This is a genomic window from Pseudomonas sp. HMSC067G02 (assembly GCF_001813485.1).
Classification (GTDB): Bacteria; Pseudomonadota; Gammaproteobacteria; order Pseudomonadales; family Pseudomonadaceae; genus Pseudomonas; species Pseudomonas aeruginosa.
Genome location: NZ_KV812632.1, coordinates 324208 through 343135, shown reverse-complemented (window position 1 = coordinate 343135; position 18928 = coordinate 324208). Strand labels below are relative to the sequence as shown.

The 18928-nt window shown below is 66.3% G+C and carries 19 protein-coding genes and 1 other RNA gene; 10 read left to right on the top strand and 10 right to left on the bottom strand.

Annotated features, from left to right (window positions below; translation table 11 throughout):
* Window positions 1-94: 94 nt before the first annotated feature.
* The 3 genes from HMPREF2914_RS05605 to HMPREF2914_RS05595 all read right to left on the bottom strand — a co-directional run bounded on the left by HMPREF2914_RS05605 (window position 95) and on the right by HMPREF2914_RS05595 (window position 2498).
* Entirely contained in the window at window positions 95-733 is a 639-nt protein-coding gene (locus tag HMPREF2914_RS05605; RefSeq protein WP_003109444.1) for a hypothetical protein, read from the bottom strand.
* Window positions 734-1205: 472 nt separating this feature from the next.
* Window positions 1206-1558, bottom strand: a transfer-messenger RNA (tmRNA) gene (gene ssrA, locus HMPREF2914_RS05600).
* 61 nt (window positions 1559-1619) lie between these two features.
* Window positions 1620-2498 carry a hypothetical protein gene (locus HMPREF2914_RS05595; RefSeq protein ID WP_003109435.1) on the bottom strand — a complete coding sequence of 293 codons (879 nt, stop codon included), beginning with the start codon at window positions 2496-2498 and terminating at the stop codon, window positions 1620-1622.
* Between the two features lie 87 nt (window positions 2499-2585).
* Between HMPREF2914_RS05595 and HMPREF2914_RS05590 the strand changes: the two genes are divergently transcribed.
* Complete coding sequence (locus HMPREF2914_RS05590) at window positions 2586-3269, top strand: TetR/AcrR family transcriptional regulator (protein ID WP_003085795.1); 684 nt, start codon at window positions 2586-2588, stop codon at window positions 3267-3269.
* 108 nt (window positions 3270-3377) lie between these two features.
* Window positions 3378-4319: an alpha/beta fold hydrolase gene (locus tag HMPREF2914_RS05585; protein WP_003085798.1), complete on the top strand. Its 942-nt coding sequence runs from the start codon at window positions 3378-3380 to the stop codon at window positions 4317-4319.
* Between the two features lie 134 nt (window positions 4320-4453).
* Here HMPREF2914_RS05585 and HMPREF2914_RS05580 read toward each other — a convergent pair whose 3' ends face one another.
* Complete coding sequence (locus HMPREF2914_RS05580) at window positions 4454-5287, bottom strand: metal-dependent hydrolase (RefSeq protein ID WP_023092168.1); 834 nt, start codon at window positions 5285-5287, stop codon at window positions 4454-4456.
* A 124-nt stretch (window positions 5288-5411) separates the two neighbouring features.
* Here HMPREF2914_RS05580 and oruR point away from each other — a divergent pair, with 124 nt between their 5' ends.
* The 3 genes from oruR (at window position 5412) to HMPREF2914_RS05565 (ending at window position 7993) form a co-directional block, all read left to right on the top strand.
* On the top strand, window positions 5412-6431 hold the full coding sequence (gene oruR, locus HMPREF2914_RS05575) for an ornithine utilization transcriptional regulator OruR (protein ID WP_023092167.1): 1020 nt from the start codon (window positions 5412-5414) through the stop codon (window positions 6429-6431).
* 101 nt (window positions 6432-6532) lie between these two features.
* Window positions 6533-7174: an MBL fold metallo-hydrolase gene (locus tag HMPREF2914_RS05570; RefSeq protein ID WP_003085806.1), complete on the top strand. Its 642-nt coding sequence runs from the start codon at window positions 6533-6535 to the stop codon at window positions 7172-7174.
* A 105-nt stretch (window positions 7175-7279) separates the two neighbouring features.
* Window positions 7280-7993, top strand: coding sequence for a YiaD family glycine zipper/OmpA-like lipoprotein (locus HMPREF2914_RS05565; protein ID WP_003085808.1), 714 nt, complete (start codon window positions 7280-7282; stop codon window positions 7991-7993).
* A gap of 69 nt (window positions 7994-8062) precedes the next feature.
* Here HMPREF2914_RS05565 and HMPREF2914_RS05560 read toward each other — a convergent pair whose 3' ends face one another.
* The 4 genes from HMPREF2914_RS05560 to HMPREF2914_RS31205 all read right to left on the bottom strand — a co-directional run bounded on the left by HMPREF2914_RS05560 (window position 8063) and on the right by HMPREF2914_RS31205 (window position 12803).
* A complete protein-coding gene (locus tag HMPREF2914_RS05560; protein WP_003085811.1) occupies window positions 8063-8977 on the bottom strand; it encodes an acyltransferase in 915 nt (304 codons plus the stop codon).
* Between the two features lie 126 nt (window positions 8978-9103).
* A complete protein-coding gene (gene pta / locus HMPREF2914_RS05555; protein WP_003085813.1) occupies window positions 9104-11218 on the bottom strand; it encodes a phosphate acetyltransferase in 2115 nt (704 codons plus the stop codon).
* Between the two features lie 62 nt (window positions 11219-11280).
* Entirely contained in the window at window positions 11281-12465 is a 1185-nt protein-coding gene (locus HMPREF2914_RS05550; protein ID WP_019486722.1) for an acetate kinase, read from the bottom strand.
* Window positions 12465-12803 carry a DUF3565 domain-containing protein gene (locus HMPREF2914_RS31205; RefSeq protein WP_003109430.1) on the bottom strand — a complete coding sequence of 113 codons (339 nt, stop codon included), beginning with the start codon at window positions 12801-12803 and terminating at the stop codon, window positions 12465-12467. Before HMPREF2914_RS31205 ends, HMPREF2914_RS05550 begins: the two co-directional genes overlap by 1 nt.
* On the opposite strand from HMPREF2914_RS31205, the gene HMPREF2914_RS05545 reads away from it, so the two are divergent.
* From HMPREF2914_RS05545 to HMPREF2914_RS05525, 5 genes are all read left to right on the top strand, one after another.
* The gene (locus tag HMPREF2914_RS05545; protein WP_003085816.1) at window positions 12772-13257 is read left to right on the top strand and encodes an FKBP-type peptidyl-prolyl cis-trans isomerase; all 486 of its coding nucleotides are present in this window, start codon (window positions 12772-12774) and stop codon (window positions 13255-13257) included. The genes HMPREF2914_RS31205 and HMPREF2914_RS05545 overlap by 32 nt on opposite strands.
* A 205-nt stretch (window positions 13258-13462) precedes the next feature.
* Window positions 13463-13945: a glutathione peroxidase gene (locus tag HMPREF2914_RS05540; RefSeq protein WP_003109429.1), complete on the top strand. Its 483-nt coding sequence runs from the start codon at window positions 13463-13465 to the stop codon at window positions 13943-13945.
* A 152-nt stretch (window positions 13946-14097) separates the two neighbouring features.
* Window positions 14098-14688, top strand: a complete 591-nt coding sequence (locus HMPREF2914_RS05535; protein WP_003085819.1) for a TetR/AcrR family transcriptional regulator — start codon at window positions 14098-14100, stop codon at window positions 14686-14688.
* Window positions 14689-14728: 40 nt separating this feature from the next.
* Window positions 14729-15841: an NADH:flavin oxidoreductase gene (locus HMPREF2914_RS05530; RefSeq protein ID WP_003085824.1), complete on the top strand. Its 1113-nt coding sequence runs from the start codon at window positions 14729-14731 to the stop codon at window positions 15839-15841.
* A 190-nt stretch (window positions 15842-16031) separates the two neighbouring features.
* Window positions 16032-16991 (top strand): DegV family protein, encoded by a 960-nt coding sequence (locus HMPREF2914_RS05525; RefSeq protein WP_003085826.1) that lies wholly within the window; start codon window positions 16032-16034, stop codon window positions 16989-16991.
* 3 nt (window positions 16992-16994) lie between these two features.
* On the opposite strand, the gene HMPREF2914_RS05520 is transcribed toward HMPREF2914_RS05525, so the two are convergent.
* The gene (locus HMPREF2914_RS05520) at window positions 16995-18215 is read right to left on the bottom strand and encodes a glycosyltransferase family 4 protein (RefSeq protein ID WP_003085828.1); all 1221 of its coding nucleotides are present in this window, start codon (window positions 18213-18215) and stop codon (window positions 16995-16997) included.
* A gap of 87 nt (window positions 18216-18302) precedes the next feature.
* Window positions 18303-18926, bottom strand: coding sequence for a phospholipase C accessory protein PlcR (gene plcR, locus HMPREF2914_RS05515; protein ID WP_016851926.1), 624 nt, complete (start codon window positions 18924-18926; stop codon window positions 18303-18305).
* Between the last annotated feature and the right edge of the window lie 2 nt (window positions 18927-18928).

Genomic DNA, 18928 nt, shown 5'->3' with positions numbered 1-18928 from the left:
ACTTCGTAGAAGTGCTTAAAACAAACTGGCGAGTGGCTGGAGTTTATGGGCGAAAGGCGTCCGGCCGGGCGCCTTTCGCTTTTGTCCGTTAACTTCATAGTGGCGTGGTTTCGAACTTTATCTTTTGATAGTTCTCGAAAATGAACCTGTCTTCCGGCGACAGGGCCGTTTCGTCGAAGGGCAGGATCGCGCCGTCATGCATGACCTTGTAGTCGCGAGAGGTGATTTTCGTCTCCGCCGTGGTGAATGTACTCATGAAGCGCTTATGGGCATCCCCCTGGAACTCCTTCCTGTGCTGGAGGAAGTAGGCGAAGTCCATGTGCCCAACCATGAAGACGATGCTCCAGTCCTTCCTGGCGGCTATGTCCCATTTCCACATGGCGGAGAGTTTCCGCCTAATGGCCTGGTCGGACTCCCTCAGGGCCTTCTTGAGACAGTCGAAGGCGTAGGTACTGTCTATGTCGAATTCGCAGATGGTCAGGTAGTTCACGAACTTTTCGCCGAAGACACAACTGGAGCCGAGGGTGAAAATCTCGTATCCCGGGTAATACCTGCGAAAGAAATCAAGTTCCGTCAGGAACCAGTCTTCCAGTGCGGGTCGGCTGCTCTTTCCGTAGACGTTCTTGACGATGTCTGGCGTATATTCGAACCCTTCGCTGGTGCAGGTCAGAACGTTCTTCTCATCTTTGGCGATGACTATCCTGTTTTTTGCTCCTTTCGGTTCCTTTTTCATTTTTCTTGTCCTTCGAGCGTCTGTGGAGGCCGGTTTATCGTGTTTTGGAATCTCTGTTTTAGGTTTCGCTTTCCAGGGATATAAGACGCCTGCTTACCCTGGTAGTGAGTGTCTAGCTCAAATTCTTTTTCTTTGCTTGACGAAAAGTATGCGTCGGTTTCTCGGAGGCTCGTTTTCTTGGACGGGGAGTTTCGAACCTGAATCCATGAATGTTTTCCTGCCAGCGTTCCAGAGCCTTGTTGGCGGCGGAATCGAACGGTCTCATTAACAGATTCGGGAAATATCATTCCGCGCGTCCGCAGCCAAAAGGGCGGGCTGGCGAAGCTCGCCGGGTGCCGGTCACGGTAGGGGAGGGAGCAGCAAGGCGAGCCGGCAACAGGAAAGGCCCGGCGCTGTAGGAGCAGGCAAGGAACTGGGCAAAGAAAAAGCCCCTGAAATTCACTAGGAAAATCAGGGGCTTATCGTTTGCGTTTGGTGGAGCCGGGGGGATTTGAACCCCCGTCCGCCAGCTCTCCGCTATCGGTTCTACATGCTTAGCCAGCTCTACTGAGTTAACTCCGCGCCGCCCGAGTGGCAGGGTGCTTGGAGCGAGCTGTATGAGTTTTAGCCGTTACGTCTACAGCGAACTTGGCGGCGATCCTGTTCTATCTGACAGTCGTTTCGGGTTTACAGGCATCCCCTAGCGACTGCTAGCCGCATTAAGCAGCTAGAGCGTAGTTGTCGTCGTTGGCAACTATAAGTTTGCAGCAGCGAATTTACGAGTTCTGCTACCAGCTCGGCATGCCCCTCAAGTTTTGTTACCGGCGTCGAATCCTAATCGGCCCCAAAACCTTGACAGGTCGACAACCAGTCTACGGCAAAGGGCTGCGAGAGTCCAATCCGCCGCTCATAAACCTTTGACGCCGCTGGGTTTCCCCTCCGGAGGCGGGCTCAGGTCCAGGGGTTTGTCCGGTGCCTTGGCGTTCCGCCCGGGCGCCAGCTGTTTTTCCACGTCGGCCTGGATCGCCTGCAACACCGGTTGCAGGTCGCGCATGTTGTCGCGGACCTCGGGGTAAGGGTGGTCCTTGGCGAAAGCGGCGATGCGTTCCAGCAACTGGGCGCGCACCGGGGAGGGCAGGTGGATGAACAGCTCGGGCATTTCCTTGGCCAGTTCGGCGGAGTAGAGCACCAGGTCCTGGCGCTCGAACTGGGCGGTGAGGCCGAGGTAGTCGAGGGCGCTGCCGGTGAGCATCGCCGCGGCCGCCTTGGTTTCCTGCATGCCCTGCAGGCGCGCGGGGTTGCGCTGCTCGGCCTGGGACAGGGTCATCCAGAATTCGACGGTGAGGGTGAACAGGATCGACTGCTCGCGCAGCGAGTAGCTCATCAGGCCCAGCGCCTCGGCGCCGTAGGGCTGTTTGGCGGCGCGGAAGTCGAAGTACAGGCGCATCAGCTCCTTGAGCTTGAACAGTACTTCGCGGGCCTCGTTCTGGCGGATCTCCAAGGGGCTGTAGATGTTCAGCTGCGGGCGGAAGTTTTCCTCGCTGACCATGCGCAGGTAGAGCGGCCCGGTGAATTCGCCGCTGCGTCGCGGCAGGGCGTTCTTCTGGGTTTCCTCGATCTTCTTCAGGGCGTCGATCAGCACCTGGTAGTCGTGGCTGTCCCAGGGCTTCTGGATGTCCGGGATGCGCTGGCCGAGGTAGTAGAGGTCGGCGGCCGCGAGCGGGCGGCCGAGAACCAGTAAAAGGATGGCCAGCGGCCAGAGCAGGCGGCGTGATAGGGTCGGCACGGACTTTCCTTGCGGGGCGCGTGGATCGGCCTAGGTTAGCGATGGCCGGGGCCGCCGTCACCCCGCGCTTCGATTGGGGCGGACGGGATGGCAACGGCGCAGTGGGACGGCTTGCAGGCGGTATTCGAGGATCTCGGCGGCTACGGCGCGCTGGCGCGCCAGGCGGCGCAGGGCGAGGGGCCGCTGGTGGGGCATCTGCAACGGACCAACATCCAGCTCGCGGCGATCCCGGTGTTCACCCGCAAGGGAGTCGCCGAGACCACGGTCAACGACCTGCTGGAGGCGGCGCGGGTCTCGCGGCGGACTTTCTACAAGTATTTCGCCGGCAAGCTGGAGGTGCTGGAAAGCATCTACCACAGCGCCGTGCAATTGCTGCTGGCGCGCTTCGGCGGGCTGCGCAGCGAGGCCGGCAGCGACGAGGACTGGCTGCGGGCGATGGTCTCGCTGTTCTTCGACTACCACCTGGCGGTCGGTCCGATCATCCGCATGATGCAGGAGGAGGCCCTGCATGCCGGCTCGCCGCTGGCGGCGCACCGGCAGCGCGCGCACCTGAAGATTATCGAGCTGTGGGCCGAGCGCCTGGGCGCCCAGGGTGCGGCCCACGATGCGCTGACCTACCGGGTGCTGATCTGGGCGATGGAGGCGGCTTCGCTGGAGCTGCTCAATGCCAGCGACCCGCTGGAGCTGCCGCGGGTCAAGCGGGTGCTCGGCGACCTGCTGGTGGGTACGCTCTGTCCCAGCACCCAGGCTCCGACGAGACTGCAAGGGTAACAGCCGGGCAGTCGCCGCTCGCGCCTACAGAACCTAGGTTGGGCTCGCAGCCCGCCGTGGCCATGCTCTGATGCCCTGTCATAACAACAAGACGGGAGACGTGCGTCCATGTCCGCGACACCCTATCTGCTGCAACCGCCGCTGGCGGTCGGATTCGCCCGCCTGGGCTTCGGCTCCCTCTCGCTGGAGTCGTTGCGCGAGCGCTACGCCGCACCGTCCAGCGGCTCGCGCTTCATCGAGCTGGACGGTTTCCCGCTGCACTACCGCGACGAAGGCAGCCGCGACAAGCCGGTGCTGGTGATGATCCACGGCGTGGTCGCCTCGCTGCACACCTGGGACGACTGGGTGAAGGCGATGTCGCCCTACTTCCGCATCGTGCGCTTCGACGTGCCGGGCTTCGGCCTGACCGGGCCGGGGCGTGACAGCCGTTACTCCGGCGAGCGCATGGTGGCGATCCTCGGCCAGTTGCTCGATTTCCTGAAGATCGACAAGGCCTCGATCGCTGGCAACTCCCTGGGCGGCTATATCGCCTGGAACTTCGCCCTGGCGCAGCCGCAGCGAGTGGAGCGGCTGGTGCTGATCGACCCGGCCGGTTACCAGATGCGCAAGGTGCCGTGGATGATCGCCTCGGCGGCGCTGCCCGGCTCGACCCTGGCGATGCCGCTGTGGATGCCGCGGGCGCTGATCGCCCAGGGCATCAAGGAAGTCTATGGCGAGCCGGGGCGGATCAAGCCGGGGGTGGTCGACCGTTACTACGACCTGAGCCGCCGCCCGGGCAACCGCAAGGGCATGATGGAGATCTTCCGCGTGTTGCTGAAGGTCAACCGCGAGGAACTCGGCACCTCCGGCGAACGCATCGCCCGGATCGTCGCGCCGACCCTGCTGATGTGGGGCGAACGCGACCGCTGGATCTCGCCGAAGCACGTACCGCTGTGGCAACGCGACCTGCCGGGGATCCAGGTGAAGACCTATCCGGGCGTCGGGCATATCCCCATGGAGGAGATTCCCGAGCAGACCGCGGCGGATGCACTGCGCTTCCTGATGGCCTGATCCCAGGCCGTCATGAAGAAGCCCGCGCTGGTCAGTCGCGGGCTTTTTAATGCATGGACGAAAGGCCGAAATACCAGGCAGGGCAGGGAAGCGATGCAAGCCCCTCTCGCGGCGCGGAGGGGCGGTGAGGAGGGTCAGGCGGCCTTCGGTTCCGGTTCGAACTGGTCGCGGTACTGCTCGATGAGGTGCAGGTTATTGTGCTGCCAGGGGTGGAAGTCCTTCTTGTAGAAGTCCAGGTACACGCCCACCAGCGAGCGGAACACGCCGTCCTTGCCCCACAGCCACTTGATGCCGTCGCGCCAGACCTTGAAGTTCCACAGCAGGCCGTCGCGCTTGAGCATGTGGACCAGGCCCTTGGTGGTGTCGAGGGCGAAGAAGAAGGTGCCCTGGATCATCGCCCGGCGGCGCAGCCTGGCCTTGCCGTTGACCAGCATGAACACGTCGTAGGCCACTGCCTTGTGCTCGGTTTCCTCCAGTGCGTGCCAACGCCACAGGCGGGCCATGGTCGGGTCGGCGCCTTCCAGCCACCTGGGGTTGCTCAGCAGGCCGTCGGCCATGATCGCGGTGAGGTGCTCCAGGGCCGCGGTGGCTGCCAGTTGCCGCGACGGGTGCAGTTTCTGCTGGGCGAAGCGGATGCGCCGCTTGGCGCCGCCTTCCAGGCGGTCGATGTCGTAGCCGAGGGCGCGCAGGCGGTCGCTGTAGACCAGGTGCTCGCGGCTGTGGTGGCCTTCCTGGCCGATGAAGCCACGGATCTGCTGCTTCAGCGCCGGGTCCTCGACCCGCTCGCGGTAGTGGCGCACGGAGTCGATGAAGAAGCGCTCGCCATCGGGGAACAGCACCGACATGGCGTTGAACATGTGGGTCTTGAAAGCGTCGCCGCTGTGCCAGTGGCGCGGCATCGGATCGGGCAGGTCGAAGTCCAGATGACGCGGGCGGATCTCCAGACCTTCGGGGGTGGTGCTGGCCATAGCGGCTCCCTGTGATGGTGAAGGACCATGGGATCGACTATCGCTTGCGGGGGATAGCCTCACAAGGTTATCTTCTGCCAACTTTCCGGTCATATCCGGCCAGCGGTCAGAACAATAAACAGCCATGAAACAACCGCTCAATTTCACCGCCGAACTGGTGCCGGTGGCCTATGCCGAGGCACTCCTCGATCTCGTCGCAGAGTCCGGCGTGTCCCGCCAGGCGCTGTTCGACGCTGCGCGGGTGCGTCCCGAGGTGCTGGACAGCCCGAACGGCCGCCTGTCCTTCCTCGACTTCAACCAGCTCACCTACAGCGCCCAGGCCCTGTGCGGCGAGCCGGCGCTGGGGCTGGTGCTCGGCCAGCGCCTGAACGTCTCCGCCCACGGCATCCTCGGCTACGCGGTGCTGTCCAGCGCCAACCTGGGCAAGGCCATCCAGTTCGCCCTCAAGTACTACCGGGTGCTCGGCCTGGCCTACGAACTGGAACTGGTGCTCGATGACGGCCGCGCCGAGTTGCGCGCGGTGGAGTCGATGCCGCTGGGCGCCGCTTCGGTGTTCGCCGCCGAGGGCCTGATGGCGACGCTGTATTCCATCGCCTGCTTCCTGGTCGGCGAGCCGTTGCAGGACGTGCGGGTCGGCTTCGCCTATCCGCCGCCGGCCCATGCCCGGCGCTACGCCGAGGTGTTCGGGGTGGCTGCGGAGTTCGAGCAGCCCTGGCACTGGCTGAGCATGCCCAGCGAGTACCTGGAACGACCGATGGCGCTGGCCAACCCGGCCACGGTGCAGATGTGCGAGCAGCAGTGCGAGGCGCTGCTGGCCACCCTGGACGTCCAGGAAGGCCTGCTGACCCGTGTGCGCCGCCTGCTGCTGGCGCGTCCCGGCGACTTCCCCGACCTCGAACAGGCCGCCCGCGAACTGCACACCAGCGGGCGCAGCCTGCGCCGGCACCTGTCGTCGCTGGGCACCACCTACCAGCAGGTCCTCGACGATGTGCGCAAGCGCCTGGCCCTGCAATACCTGACCACCACCCAGCTACCGCTGTACGAGATTGCCCTGTTGCTCGGCTTCAACGACTCGTCGAACTTCCGCCGGGCGTTCCGCAAGTGGACCGGCAAGCTGCCCAGCGACTACCGCGAAGCGCCCTGAGCCGACGCCGACGGTCCTCGGCACCAGGCGGATGTGCCATGCTTGGCGTTTCATAGAAATCCATGGCGCGCTTGCCGCGCCGACCGTGATCGGAGTCTTGCATGTCGACATCCCCCGCGCTGATCCGCGAAACCTTTCCCGTCGGGCCTTTGCAGTGCAACTGCACCATCATTGGCGATCCGCTGACCAGGAAGGCCATCGTCGTCGATCCGGGCGGCGACCACGAACTGATCCTGCAGCGCCTCGACCGCCTCGGCCTGCAGGTGGTCAGCATCATCCATACCCACGCGCACCTGGATCACTTCCTCGCCTCCGGCGAGATGAAGAAGCGCACCGGCGCCAGCCTGCACCTGCACAAGGACGACCAGTTCCTCTGGGACAACCTGGAGATGCAGTGCCAACTGTTCGGCGTGCCCTACACGCCGGTGCCGGCCCCGGACCGCTGGCTGGCCGACGACGAGGAACTGGCCTGCGGTTGCGGAGTGGCACTGCACACGCCGGGGCATACGCCGGGCTCGATGAGTTTCTGGTTCCCCCGGGCGAAGCTGCTGATCGCCGGCGACACCCTGTTCCGCCGTGGCATCGGCCGCACCGACCTGTGGGGCGGCGACTCGGCGGCGATCCAGCGTTCGATCAGGCAGCGCCTGTACAGCCTCGACGAGGACGCCACGGTGGTCGCCGGCCACGGCCCGGACACCACGCTGGGCGAGGAGATGCGCGAGAATCCCTTCGTCAGGGGCTGAAAAGGATTTTTCCGAGCATCGGGAATTTTGCCACCTGGCTATGCTCTAAGATGTCGGCCGCCCCTCACGCAGGGGCGTTTCAGTACCTCGAGGAGTAGTTTTCCCATGTTCACCTCCCGTTGCCTGCCTCTGGCCGCAGCCGTCACCGCACTGGCGCTGCTCGCCGGTTGTGCCAACAACAACCCCTACGACACGCAAAGCCAAAGCCAGGGTGGCATGAGCAAGACGGCCAAGTACGGCGGACTGGGTGCGCTGGCCGGCGCCGTCGCCGGCGCCGCGATCGACCACAACAACCGTGGCAAGGGCGCGTTGATCGGCGCTGCCGTTGCCGGCGCGGCCGCCGCGGGTTATGGCTACTACGCCGACAAGCAGGAAGCCGAGCTGCGTCGGCAGATGGAAGGCACCGGCGTGGAAGTGCAGCGCCAGGGCGACGACATCAAGCTGATCATGCCGGGCAACATCACCTTCGCCACCGATTCGGCGAACATCGCTCCGAGCTTCTACGCGCCGCTGAACAACCTGGCGAACTCGTTCAAGCAGTACAACCAGAACACCATCGAGATCGTCGGCTACACCGACAGCACCGGCAGCCGCCAGCACAACATGGACCTGTCCCAGCGTCGTGCGCAGAGCGTGGCCGGCTACCTGACCGCCCAGGGCGTCGACGGCACCCGCCTGAGTACCCGCGGCATGGGCCCGGACCAGCCGATCGCGAGCAACTCCACCGCCGACGGTCGCGCGCAGAACCGGCGCGTCGAGGTCAACCTGCGACCGGTTCCGGGCGCCCAGGGCCCGGCGCAGACCCAGCCGCAGTACTGATCGCGGCCTGGACGAAAAAGCCCGCCATTCGGCGGGCTTTTTCATGGGCGCTGGTCGGCGCTCTTCGTCCTACGCCTTGGCGTTACCGGGAAACTCGCGGTGCAGGCTGTCGAGCAACTGGTCCTTGCGCTCCCACAGCTGGTTGACCCATTGCTGGAATTCCGCGCGGTAGCCGGCGTCCTGGTCGTAGCTCTTGCCGACGAACTGGCGCGGAATCTCCAGTTCCTCGAAGCGCACCACGACGTCCTTCAGGCGTCCGGAAAGCAGGCACCAGAAGGTCGGGCTGCCGTCCGGGTAGTGGATGGTCACGTTGACCAGGGTCTTCAATTGCTCGCCCATGGCGTCGAGGACGAAGGCGATGCCGCCGGCCTTGGGCTTGAGCAGGTGGCGGAACGGCGACTGCTGCTCGTCGTGCTTGGCGCGGGTGAAACGGGTGCCTTCGAGGAAGTTGAACACCGCTACCGGGATGCGGCTGAACTTGGCGCAGGCCTTGCGCGTGGTCGCCAGGTCCTGGCCTTTCTTCTCCGGGTGCCTGGCCAGGTAGGCCTTGCTGTAGCGCTTCATGAAGGGGAAATCGAGGGCCCACCAGCACAGGCCGATGATCGGGACCCAGATCAGTTCCTGCTTGAGGAAGAAGCGCAGCAGCGGGATGCGCCGGTTCAACTGGTATTGCAGGACGAGGATGTCGACCCAGCTCTGGTGGTTGCTGGTGACCAGGTAGGAGTGTTGGTACTCCAGGCCCTCCAGGCCCTGGACGTTCCAGCGGGTGCGCTGGACCAGGTTCATCCAGCCCTTGTTGCAGGCGATCCAGCCTTCGGCGATCAGGCTCATGATCTTGCTGCACAGGCGCTGGGCGGCGGCGAACGGCAGGAGCAGCTTGACCAGGGTCATGCCGAACAGCAGGCAGGCCCAGCACAGGGTGCTGGACACCAGCAGCAGGCCGGCCAGGGAGCCGCGCAGGAAATGGGGGAGAAACGACAGCATCAAGGAGTCCTTGTACGTAGGCGCCCGGCCAGGGCCGGGCGCGTGGAGCGGGGCGTGGTCCCGCCGTTCACATGGCACATCCTCGTGCCTGGCCGAAGCCAGTGCCGCCCACTGGGCGGCGTTCCTTCAGGCCGGGGCCTGGGCGTCCGCCTGGATGGCGGTGAGGGCGATGGTGTAGACGATGTCTTCCACCAGCGCGCCGCGCGACAGGTCGTTCACCGGTTTGCGCAGGCCTTGCAGCATCGGCCCGACGCTGACGCAATCGGCGCTGCGCTGCACCGCCTTGTAGGTGGTGTTGCCGGTGTTCAGGTCGGGGAAGATGAACACCGTGGCCTGCCCGGCCACCGGGCTGTTCGGCGCCTTCTGGCGGCCGACGCTGGCGATGGCGGCGGCATCATACTGCAAGGGTCCGTCGATCAACAGGTCGGGGCGCTGCTCGCGCGCCAGGCGGGTGGCCTCGCGAACCTTGTCGACATCCACCCCGGAACCGGAGTCGCCGGTGGAGTAGCTGATCATCGCGACCCGTGCAGGGATGCCGAAAGCCTGCGCCGACGCGGCACTCTGCACGGCGATCTCGGCCAGGTCACTGGCCGAAGGATCGGGATTCACCGCGCAATCGCCGTAGACCAGCACCTGGTCCGGTAACAACATGAAAAACACTGACGACACCAGGTTGTAGCCGGGCGCGGTCTTGATCAGTTGCAGCGCCGGGCGGATGGTGCTGGCGGTGGTGTGGATGGCGCCGGAGACCAGGCCGTCGACCTCGTCCAGGGCAAGCATCATGGTCGCCAGGACCACGCTGTCCTCCAGTTGCTGCTCCGCCATCGGCGCGTTCAGCCCCTTGCCCTTGCGCAGCTCGACCATCGGTTCGACGTAGCGCTGCCGCACCAGGTCCGGGTCGATGATCTCCAGGCCTTCCGGTAGCACGATGCCCTGGGCCTGGGCCACCGCCTGGACCTCGTCCGGCTTGGCCAGCAGCACGCAGCGGGCGATGCCGCGCGCCTGGCAGATCGCCGCCGCCTGCACGGTGCGCGGCTCGCTGCCCTCGGGCAGGACGATGCGCTTGCCGGCCTTCTGCGCGCGTTGCACCACCTGGTAGCGGAACGCCGGCGGCGACAGGCGCAGCTCGCGCGGCGTACCGCAGCGCTGCTTGAGCCATTCGAAATCGATGTGCCCGGCGACGAACTCGGTGACCCGCTCGGCGCGCTCGCGGTCGTCCACCGGGATTTCCTTGTTCATCCGGTTCAGGTTGGTCGCGGTGTCGTAGGAGCCGGTGGCCACCGACAGCACTGGCAGGCCGCCCTGCAGGGCGCCGCGGCAGAGTTCCATGATCCGCGGGTCGGGCGGGAAGTCGCTGCACAGCAGCAGGCCGGCCAAGGGTACGCCGTTCATCGCGGCCAGGCTGGCGGCGAGGATGATGTCGTCGCGGTCGCCGGGGGTCACCACCAGCACGCCGGGCTTGAGCAGTTGCACGGTGTTGGGCACGGCGCGGGCGCATAGCACGATCTTCTGCACCCGGCGCTGCTCGTAGTCGCCGGCGTTGATCACCCGTGCGCTGAGCAGGTCGGCGATGTCGCGGGTGCGCGCGGCGTTGAGTTCGTCCTGCCAGGGAATGCAGCCGATCAGGCGGAAGTCGTCGCGCAGCAGCGGCGAGTGTTCGGTGAGGCGCCGGGCGAAGTCCGCCACGCCGTCCTCGGCGTTGGCCGCGTCGGCCTCGCCGCGGACCTTGTTGAGGATCACCCCGAGCACCTTCGGGTCGCGCGGGCCGCCGAACAGTTGGGCCTGGATCTCGATACGGTCGGTCAGTTCGGTGAGCGTCTCGTTTTCCGGCGCGGAGACCAGGATCACCTCGGCGTCGAGACTCTTCGCCAGGTGGAAGTTGACCCGCGCGGCGTAGCTGGCGTGACGGGTCGGTACCATGCCTTCGACGATCACCACGTCCTTGTCGGCGGCGGCGCGCTGGTAGAGGCTGATGATCTCTTCGAGCAGTTCGTCCAGTTGGCCGTCGCCGAGCATCCGCTCGACCTGGGCCAGCGGCAGCGGCTTCGGCGTATCCAGGCCGTGGGTGCGCGCCACCAGTTCGCTGGAGCGCTCCGGGCCGAGGTCGCCGGGATGCAGCTGGGCGATGGGTTTGAAGAAGCCGACCTTCAGCCCGGCGCGTTCCAGGGCGCGAAGCAGGCCGAGGCTGATCGAGGTGAGGCCGACGCCGAAACCGGTCGGGGCGATGAAGAAGGTATGCATCTGGGCTCCTTAAGCCGTGCGTTTGGCCACGCCGCCTGGTTGGGCGGGGGCGTCGATCCAGTTCAGTCGAGCAGGGCCAGCGTGTCGAGGGCGATCTGCCGCTCTTCGTTGGTCGGGATCACCAGTACCCGCGGATGCCCCGCGGCCTGGATCGGCCCGGCGACGCCGCGCACGCAGCGGGCGTTGGCCTCCTGGTCGAGGCGCAGGCCGAACAGCCGCAGGTGGGCGGCGGTCTTGGCGCGCACCAGCGGCGAGTTCTCGCCGATGCCACCGGTGAAAATCACCCCGTCCAGTTGCGGCAGGGCGCAGCTCATCGCCGCCAGGGACTTGGCCAGGCGGTAGCAGAACACCTCGATCGCCAGGGCCGCGCCGGGGTGGCCCTGCTCGCGCTCCTGCTCCAGGGTGCGCATGTCGTTGGACAGGTCGGAGAGGCCGAGCAGGCCGCTTTCGTTGTTCAGCATCGAGTCGATGCGCTCCAGGCTCCAGCCCAGGGTCCGCGCCAGGTGGCTGTGCAGGTTGGGGTCGACGTCGCCGCTGCGGGTGCCCATCACCAGGCCTTCCAGCGGGGTCAGGCCCATGCTGGTGTCGAGGCTCTGGCCGTTGACGATGGCGCAGGTCGAGCTGCCGTTGCCGAGGTGGGCGCTGAGCCAACTGCTGTCGCCGACCGCCAACCCGGCCATTTCCGCGGCGCGGTGGCTGACGTAGCGGTGGCTGGTGCCGTGGAAGCCGTAGCGGCGCACGCCATGCTCACGGTAGAGGGCCTCCGGCAGGGCGTAGCGGTAGGCGTGCTCCGGCAGGCTCTGGTGGAAGGCGGTGTCGAACACGGCGACGTGGGGCAGCTTGGGAAACAGCGTCATCGCTGCCTCGATGCCTTGCAGGTTGGCCGGGTTGTGCAGCGGCGCCAGCGGCGCGGTGGCCCGGATCGCCTCGACCACCCGGTCGTCGATGCGCGTGGCATGGGTGAACAGCTCGCCGCCATGCACCACCCGGTGGCCGATGCCGTGGAGCTTGCCGCCCGCGGCGTTCTGCACCATCGGCAGCAACTGGGCGAGGGCGGCGCGGTGGTCGGCGTTGGGAATCATCAGGCTGTCGCTGTCGCCGCCGCGCTTCCAGCGCAGCACCGCATCGCGGCTGCCCAGGCGCTCGGCGAGGCCGTGCAGGGGAAACAGGGAGTGGGCCTCGTTGACCAGGGCGAACTTGATCGACGAACTGCCGCAGTTGATCACCAGTATGTTGCGTGAGGGCATCACTGCTCCTTGGTCTGCTCTTCTTCTTCCCGGGCACACCAGCCGCAGCGAAATTCGCGGCCGAGCTGTCTGTGCCGCTCGTTTTCGTCAAGGACCCAGGCGCGCGATTGCCAGGGCGGTTGGTGGCGCAGGTGTTGAGTATGGCCACAGGACAAGACTGCCACCCAATGGCCTTCCTCGTCCTGATGAAAATCAATCACCCGCGACGGCGCCCGCGCGCCCCGTTCATCAGGGGCGCGGTCGCTTTCGGGGCTATTGATGCGTACACTTACGCATTCATCTTCTTTATCGAAAAGGTTTCGAACCATGCAGATCGCGGCCAACAAGGCGGTTTCCATCGACTATACCCTGACCAACGACGCCGGGGATGTCATCGACAGTTCCGCTGGTGGCGCGCCGCTGGTCTACCTGCACGGTGCCGGCAATATCATCGTCGGCCTGGAGAAGGCCCTGGAAGGCAAGAACGTCGGTGACGAACTGAGCGTCGCCATCGAGCCGGAAGACGCCTATGGCGAATACAGCGCCGAACTGGTCGCGACCCTGACCCGCGAGATGTTCGAAGGCGTCGACGAACTGGAAGTCGGCATGCAGTTCCACGCCTCGGCTCCGGACGGCGGCATGCAGATCGTCACCATCCGCGACATCGACGGCGACGACGTGACCGTCGATGGCAACCATCCGCTGGCCGGCCAGCGCCTGAACTTCAAGGTCAAGGTAGTCGACGTGCGCGAGGCCAACGCCGAGGAAATCGCCCATGGTCACATCCATGGCGAAGGCGGTCACCACCACTGATCGGCGTTCATTCGCCGATTGATGGCCTGGGCCGTCCGCCGGCGGAACTGCTAAGCTGGTATAGCGAAAGGCGCCTTTGGGCGCCTTTCGCGTCATGCGCCATGCCTGGGCTCTTTACCCCGTCCCTGGGGATGCGCCGCAGCCAGGGTTCTTGCCCGGTGCGGGGCTTGGCACGTTGTGTCGCTGAATGCGCAAGGAGTACGTCATGAGTGCCTTTCACGATCTCACCCTGCAGGGGTTGGATGGACAGGACCTGCCGCTTTCCCCGTTCAAGGGCAAGGTGCTGCTGGTGGTCAATGTCGCCTCCAAATGCGGCCTGACACCCCAGTACGCCGGCCTGGAGAATCTCTACCAGACCTACCGCGAGCGCGGTTTCGCGGTGCTCGGCGTGCCCTGCAACCAGTTCGCCGGCCAGGAGCCGGGCAGCGAGGCGGATATCCAGTCCTTCTGTAGCCTGAACTATGGCGTCAGCTTCCCGATGAGCGCCAAGGTCGAGGTCAACGGCAGCGCGCGGCATCCGCTCTATCGCCTGCTGGCGGGCGAGGGCGCGGAGTTTCCCGGCGATATCACCTGGAACTTCGAGAAATTCCTCCTCGGTCCCGACGGTCGCGTGCTGGCGCGTTTCAGCCCGCGCACGGCGCCGGACGACCCGGCCCTGGTGCAAGCCATCGAGAAGGCCCTGGGTTGATCTCCCCCGCGGGACGCGTTCGCGTCCCGCCGCTTCCTTTCCTGTCTTGCGCCGCTTCATGACGCAACGCGATAAGTCCCTGCCTGTAACGCCTGATCACCGCCGTTGATAATGCTGGGCGGACGAGACGACCGGTCATATTCTCTCGTTCCATGACTAGCAACCGACTCGACAAGCGCGAACTGATCCTGGCCAAGGGCTCCGAGGTCATGACCCGGCGTGGCTACCACGGCACCGGGGTGCTGGAGATCGTCCAGGCCGCGCGCATCCCCAAGGGCTCCTTCTATCACTACTTCGACAGCAAGGAAGCCTTCGCCCAGCAGGCCCTGGAGCACGTCTACGCGCCGCGCCTGGCGCGCTACGCCCAGGCCCTCGGCGACAGCCGCTTCAGCCCGCGCGAGCGGGTGCTGCGCTACTACGGCGAGCTGCTGGAGCACTTCGCCCGCCAGGAAAAGCCCGAATACCACTGCTTCATCGGCAGCCTGAGCTTCGAGATGGCCGAGCTGTCGCCGCCGATCGCGGCCAAGGTCGAGTCGATCCTGCAGGCTTCCGCGCAAATCCTCCAGGACTGCCTGGAGCAGGCGCGCGAGGCCGGCGAACTGGCCGCCGACGAGGACTGCGCGAGCCTGGCCGGCTTCATCGGCTTCGCCTGGCAGGGCGCCCTGGCGCGCTTCAAGGTCGGCGCCGGCCTCGCTCCGTTGAATGCTTTCATGTCGCGCCTGGAGCTGCTGCTCCGCGCCTGATACCTGCCCGAACCTCCCATTCCCCCTCAGGAGTCCGTCCATGAGTGCCCCCGTAGAAGCCCTGTTCCAACCGTTCCGTCTCGGCGCCCTGGAGCTGCCCACCCGTGTGGTGATGGCGCCGATGACCCGCAACTTTTCCCCGGGCGGCGTACCCAACGCCAAGGTCGTCGAGTACTACCGCCGGCGCGCCGCCGCCGGCGTCGGCCTGATCGTCAGCGAAGGCACCACGGTCGGCCACAAGGCCGCCAACGGTTATCCGAACGTGCCGCGCTTCTATGGCGAGGACGCCCTGGCCGGCTGGAAGCAGGTGGTCGACGCAGTGCATGCCGAGGGCGGGCGCATCGTTCCGCAGCTCTGGCACGTCGGCAGCGTTCGGCGCCTGGGCGTGGAGCCGGACGCCAGCGTGCCCGGCTACGGCCCGATGGAGAAGGCCAAGGACGGCAAGGTGCTGGTCCACGGCATGAGCAAGGCCGACATCCAGGAGGTCATCGCCGCCTTCGCCCAGGCCGCCCGCGACGCCCAGGCGATCGGCATGGATGGGGTGGAGATCCACGGCGCCCACGGCTACCTGATCGACCAGTTCTTCTGGGAAGGCAGCAACCAGCGGGACGACGAGTACGGCGGCAGCCTGGCCAATCGCTCGCGCTTCGCCGTCGAGCTGGTGCGGGCGGTGCGCGCGGCGGTCGGCGCGGATTTCCCGATCATCTTCCGCTTCTCCCAATGGAAGCAGCAGGACTATTCCGCGCGCCTGGTGGAAACCCCGGAGGGCCTGCGCGAGTTCCTCGCGCCGCTGGTGGAGGCCGGCGTCGACATCTTCCACTGCTCGACCCGCCGCTTCTGGATTCCCGAGTTCGAAGGCTCGGAACTCAACCTGGCCGGCTGGACCCGCGAGCTGACCGGCAAGCCGACCATTACCGTGGGTAACGTCGGCCTGGACGGCAGCGAGTTCCTGCAATTCTTCGGCAAAACCGACGAGGTGGCGCAGCCGGCGAGCATCGACGGCCTGGTGGAGCGCCTGGACAAGGGCGAGTTCGACCTGGTCGCGGTGGGCCGCGCGCTGCTGGTGGATCCGGAGTGGGCGGTGAAGGTCCGCGAGGGGCGTATCGGCGACATCAAGCCGTTCAGCCGCGAGGCCCTGGCCAGCCTGGTCTGAAGGCGCGTCCGCGACGCACCGGCCCGGCGCCGCGCCGGCAAGCAGATCCCACCCCTCGGGGTGGGATTTTTCATGGCCGTGATTTTTTCCGAAAACCCGCCGTGCGACCGGCTGACTTCAAAGTCCGAAACCGGCATTGTATGACCGCCAACACAACAATAGGCCGAGAAACGGCCAGAGGAGCGAATCCATGCGTATCGGCCTGGTGGTCGACGCGACCTGCGACCTGCCGCCCGAATTCCTCGCCGCCCACGGCATCCGCGTGATGCCGATCGGGATCCGCCTGGGCGAGCAGCGGCTCATCGATCGACGCGACCCCGACACCACCCTGAGCTTCTACCGCGACCACCTGCCCAAGGTCGGTAGCAAGGACGGCAGCCAGCCGCTCTCCGCCGCCGAGTTGCAACAATGGTTCCTCGACGAACTGGTGACCGACTTCGACTACGTGGTCTGCCTCACCGTCGACAGCCTGCGCAGTCCGATCTTCGAGCACGCCACCCAGGCCTCCTTCGGCCTGCTCCAGCACTACCACGAGCGCCGCCACGCGGCCGGCATCGCCGGTCCCTTCACCCTGCGCGTACTCGACAGCCACTCGGTGTTCGCCGGCATCGCCTGCCTGGCGGCCGAGGGCACGCGCCTGCTGGCGCAGGGCAGCCACCCCAACGCGCTGCGTACGCGCCTCGAACAGCTCAGCCAGCAGACCTGCACCTACCTGGTCGCCGACGACCTGGGCCACTTGCGCCGGCGCGGCTTCCAGAAGGGTGATCGCAGCGGTTTCGTCGACCGGGTCAAGGGCGCGGCGCTGGGGTTGGGCTCGCTGCTCGACGTCAAGCCGGTGTTCAGCCTGGCCGATGGCGAGGACAAACCGGTGGCGCTCTCGCCGAGCTTCGAGAAGTCGGCGGAGAAGCTGTTCGGCTATGCCCTGGCGCGGGTACAGGCGGGTGAGCTGCTGGCACCGCAACTGGGTCTCAGCTATGCCGGCGATCCGACCGCGCTGCGCGACCTGCCGGGCTTCGCCGCGCTGGAGAACGCCTGCCGCGAGCGCGACATCCACTTGCACCTGGGCATGCTCAGTCCCACCGGCGGCATCAACCTGGGCGCCGGGGCCATGAGCCTGGGCTTCATCGCCGCGCCGAAAGCCTTTGCCTGAGACCTACTCGCGGCTGCGTGGCAAGGCCCCGCCATCCTCCGCCGGCGGCCGCTCGGGCTTCGACCGAGCGGGCTGGACCAGCGGACTGGCGCAGGCGTCCTCCAGGTAGTTCTGGAAGTGCTCGACGATGCTGTCCCAACCTTGCCGGCTGGCGTGCTGGCGGGCGTTGAGACGGACCCGGCGCAGGCGTTCCTGGTCGTCCAGCAGCCAACTGGCGACTTCGACGAAGCCGCTCTTGTCGCCCGGCGCGGCGAGCACGCCGTTGTGCCCATGGCGGATGTGCTGGCCGGCGGCGGCCTGGTCGAAGGCGACCACCGCGAGGCCGGCGGCCTGGGCTTCGAGGACCACGTTGCCGAAGGTCTCCGACAGGCTTGGGAAGAGGAACAGGTCGCCCGAGGCGTAGTGGGCGGCCAGGGTTTCGCCGCGCTGGACGCCGCAGAACAGCGCTTCGGGCAGGTCCCGTTCGAGGTGCTTGCGCTCCGGCCCGTCGCCCACCAGTACCAGGCGCAGCTTCAGCTGCGGATGGGCGGCGCAGAGCGCGCGGAAGGTGCCGCCGAGCAGGCCGAGGTTCTTCTCCGCCGCCAGCCGGCCGACGTGCAGCACGGCGATGTCCTGTTCGCCCAGGCCCCAGCGCCGGCGTAGTTCGGGATCGCGCCGGGAGGGATGGAAGAGTTGGCTGTCGACCCCGCGGGAGAGCAGGTTGAGGCGTTCGAAACCGCGCCGTTGCAATTCCATGCGCTGGCTGCCGCTGGGCACCAGGGTCATCTGCGTGCGGTTGTGGAACCAGCGCAGGTAGCCGGTGACCAGCCGGGTCAGCGGACCGAAGCCGTAGTGCTCGCTGTACTGCTGGAAGTTGGTGTGGAAGCCGCTGACCGCCGGGATGCCCAGGCGCCGCGCGGCGCGCAGGGCAGAGAAGCCGAGCGGGCCTTCGGTGGCGATGTAGAGCACGTCCGGGCGCTGGCGCTTCCAGCAGCGCAGCAGCTTGTGCAGGCTCGACATGCCCCATTGCAGGCCGGGGTAGCCGGGCAACGGCCAGCCGCGGGTCAGCACCAGCTCGGCGTCGCTGCGCCGGCCGTCGTCGCCGGGCTGGCGCGGGCGCACCACCTGGACCCGATGGCCAAGCTGCTGGAGACCGGCATGCAGGCGACCCAGGGTATTGGCGACGCCGTTGACTTCCGGGGGGTAGGTTTCGCTGATCAGGGCGATGCTTAGAGGTCTGCTCATGACGTCAGTGTCGACCGACGCCGTGTAGCGGATGTGAAGTTTTGGTGACGCTTGCGTGACGGCGCCCCGGTCGGGGCGCCGTGGATTTCAGCGTTGCAGCAGGCGTGGGTTCTCCTCGCCGAAGATCTGCTTGCGCAGGGCCTTGAGGCGTTCGTCGATGGCGGCGTGACGCTGCTCCTCGTCGTCGACGCTGGCGAGCACCTCGGCGATCACCTTGTCCGACTCTTGCGCGTATTCGCGCAGTTGCTCTTCCTCGCCAGGCGTCGGCGCTTGCTGCTGGACGGAGGCGTTGTCCTTGAGCGCCATCCAGATCTCGAAGTCGAGCGCCTCGCGGCGCCTGGCATCGGCCTCCACATAGGGCGTCAGACGCTGGATCTCCTCGAAGGTCTGGCGCGGATCGGCGCCGACCGCCACCTCGCGCTTGAGCTGTTCGATCAGACCTTCGGCGGCCTGCTTGCGTTCGATCTCGGACATCTGCCCGGCGTTGCGGCCGAACTCGCCGAGTTGCTGTTCCAGGTTGTCGGGAGCGGTGGCTGTATTCATCTCGGGGGCTCGGGAAGGAATGGAAGGTTTTGCCGCCGGTGTGGCCTGCGGGGGAGACGCGAAGGGCGTGACGGGCGCCGGCTCCGATGGGTAAAACAACAGGACGGCGCCGATGGCCGTGCCGCAGAGCAGCAGGGCCAGCAAGGTCCAGGTCAGGGTAGGTCTCATGC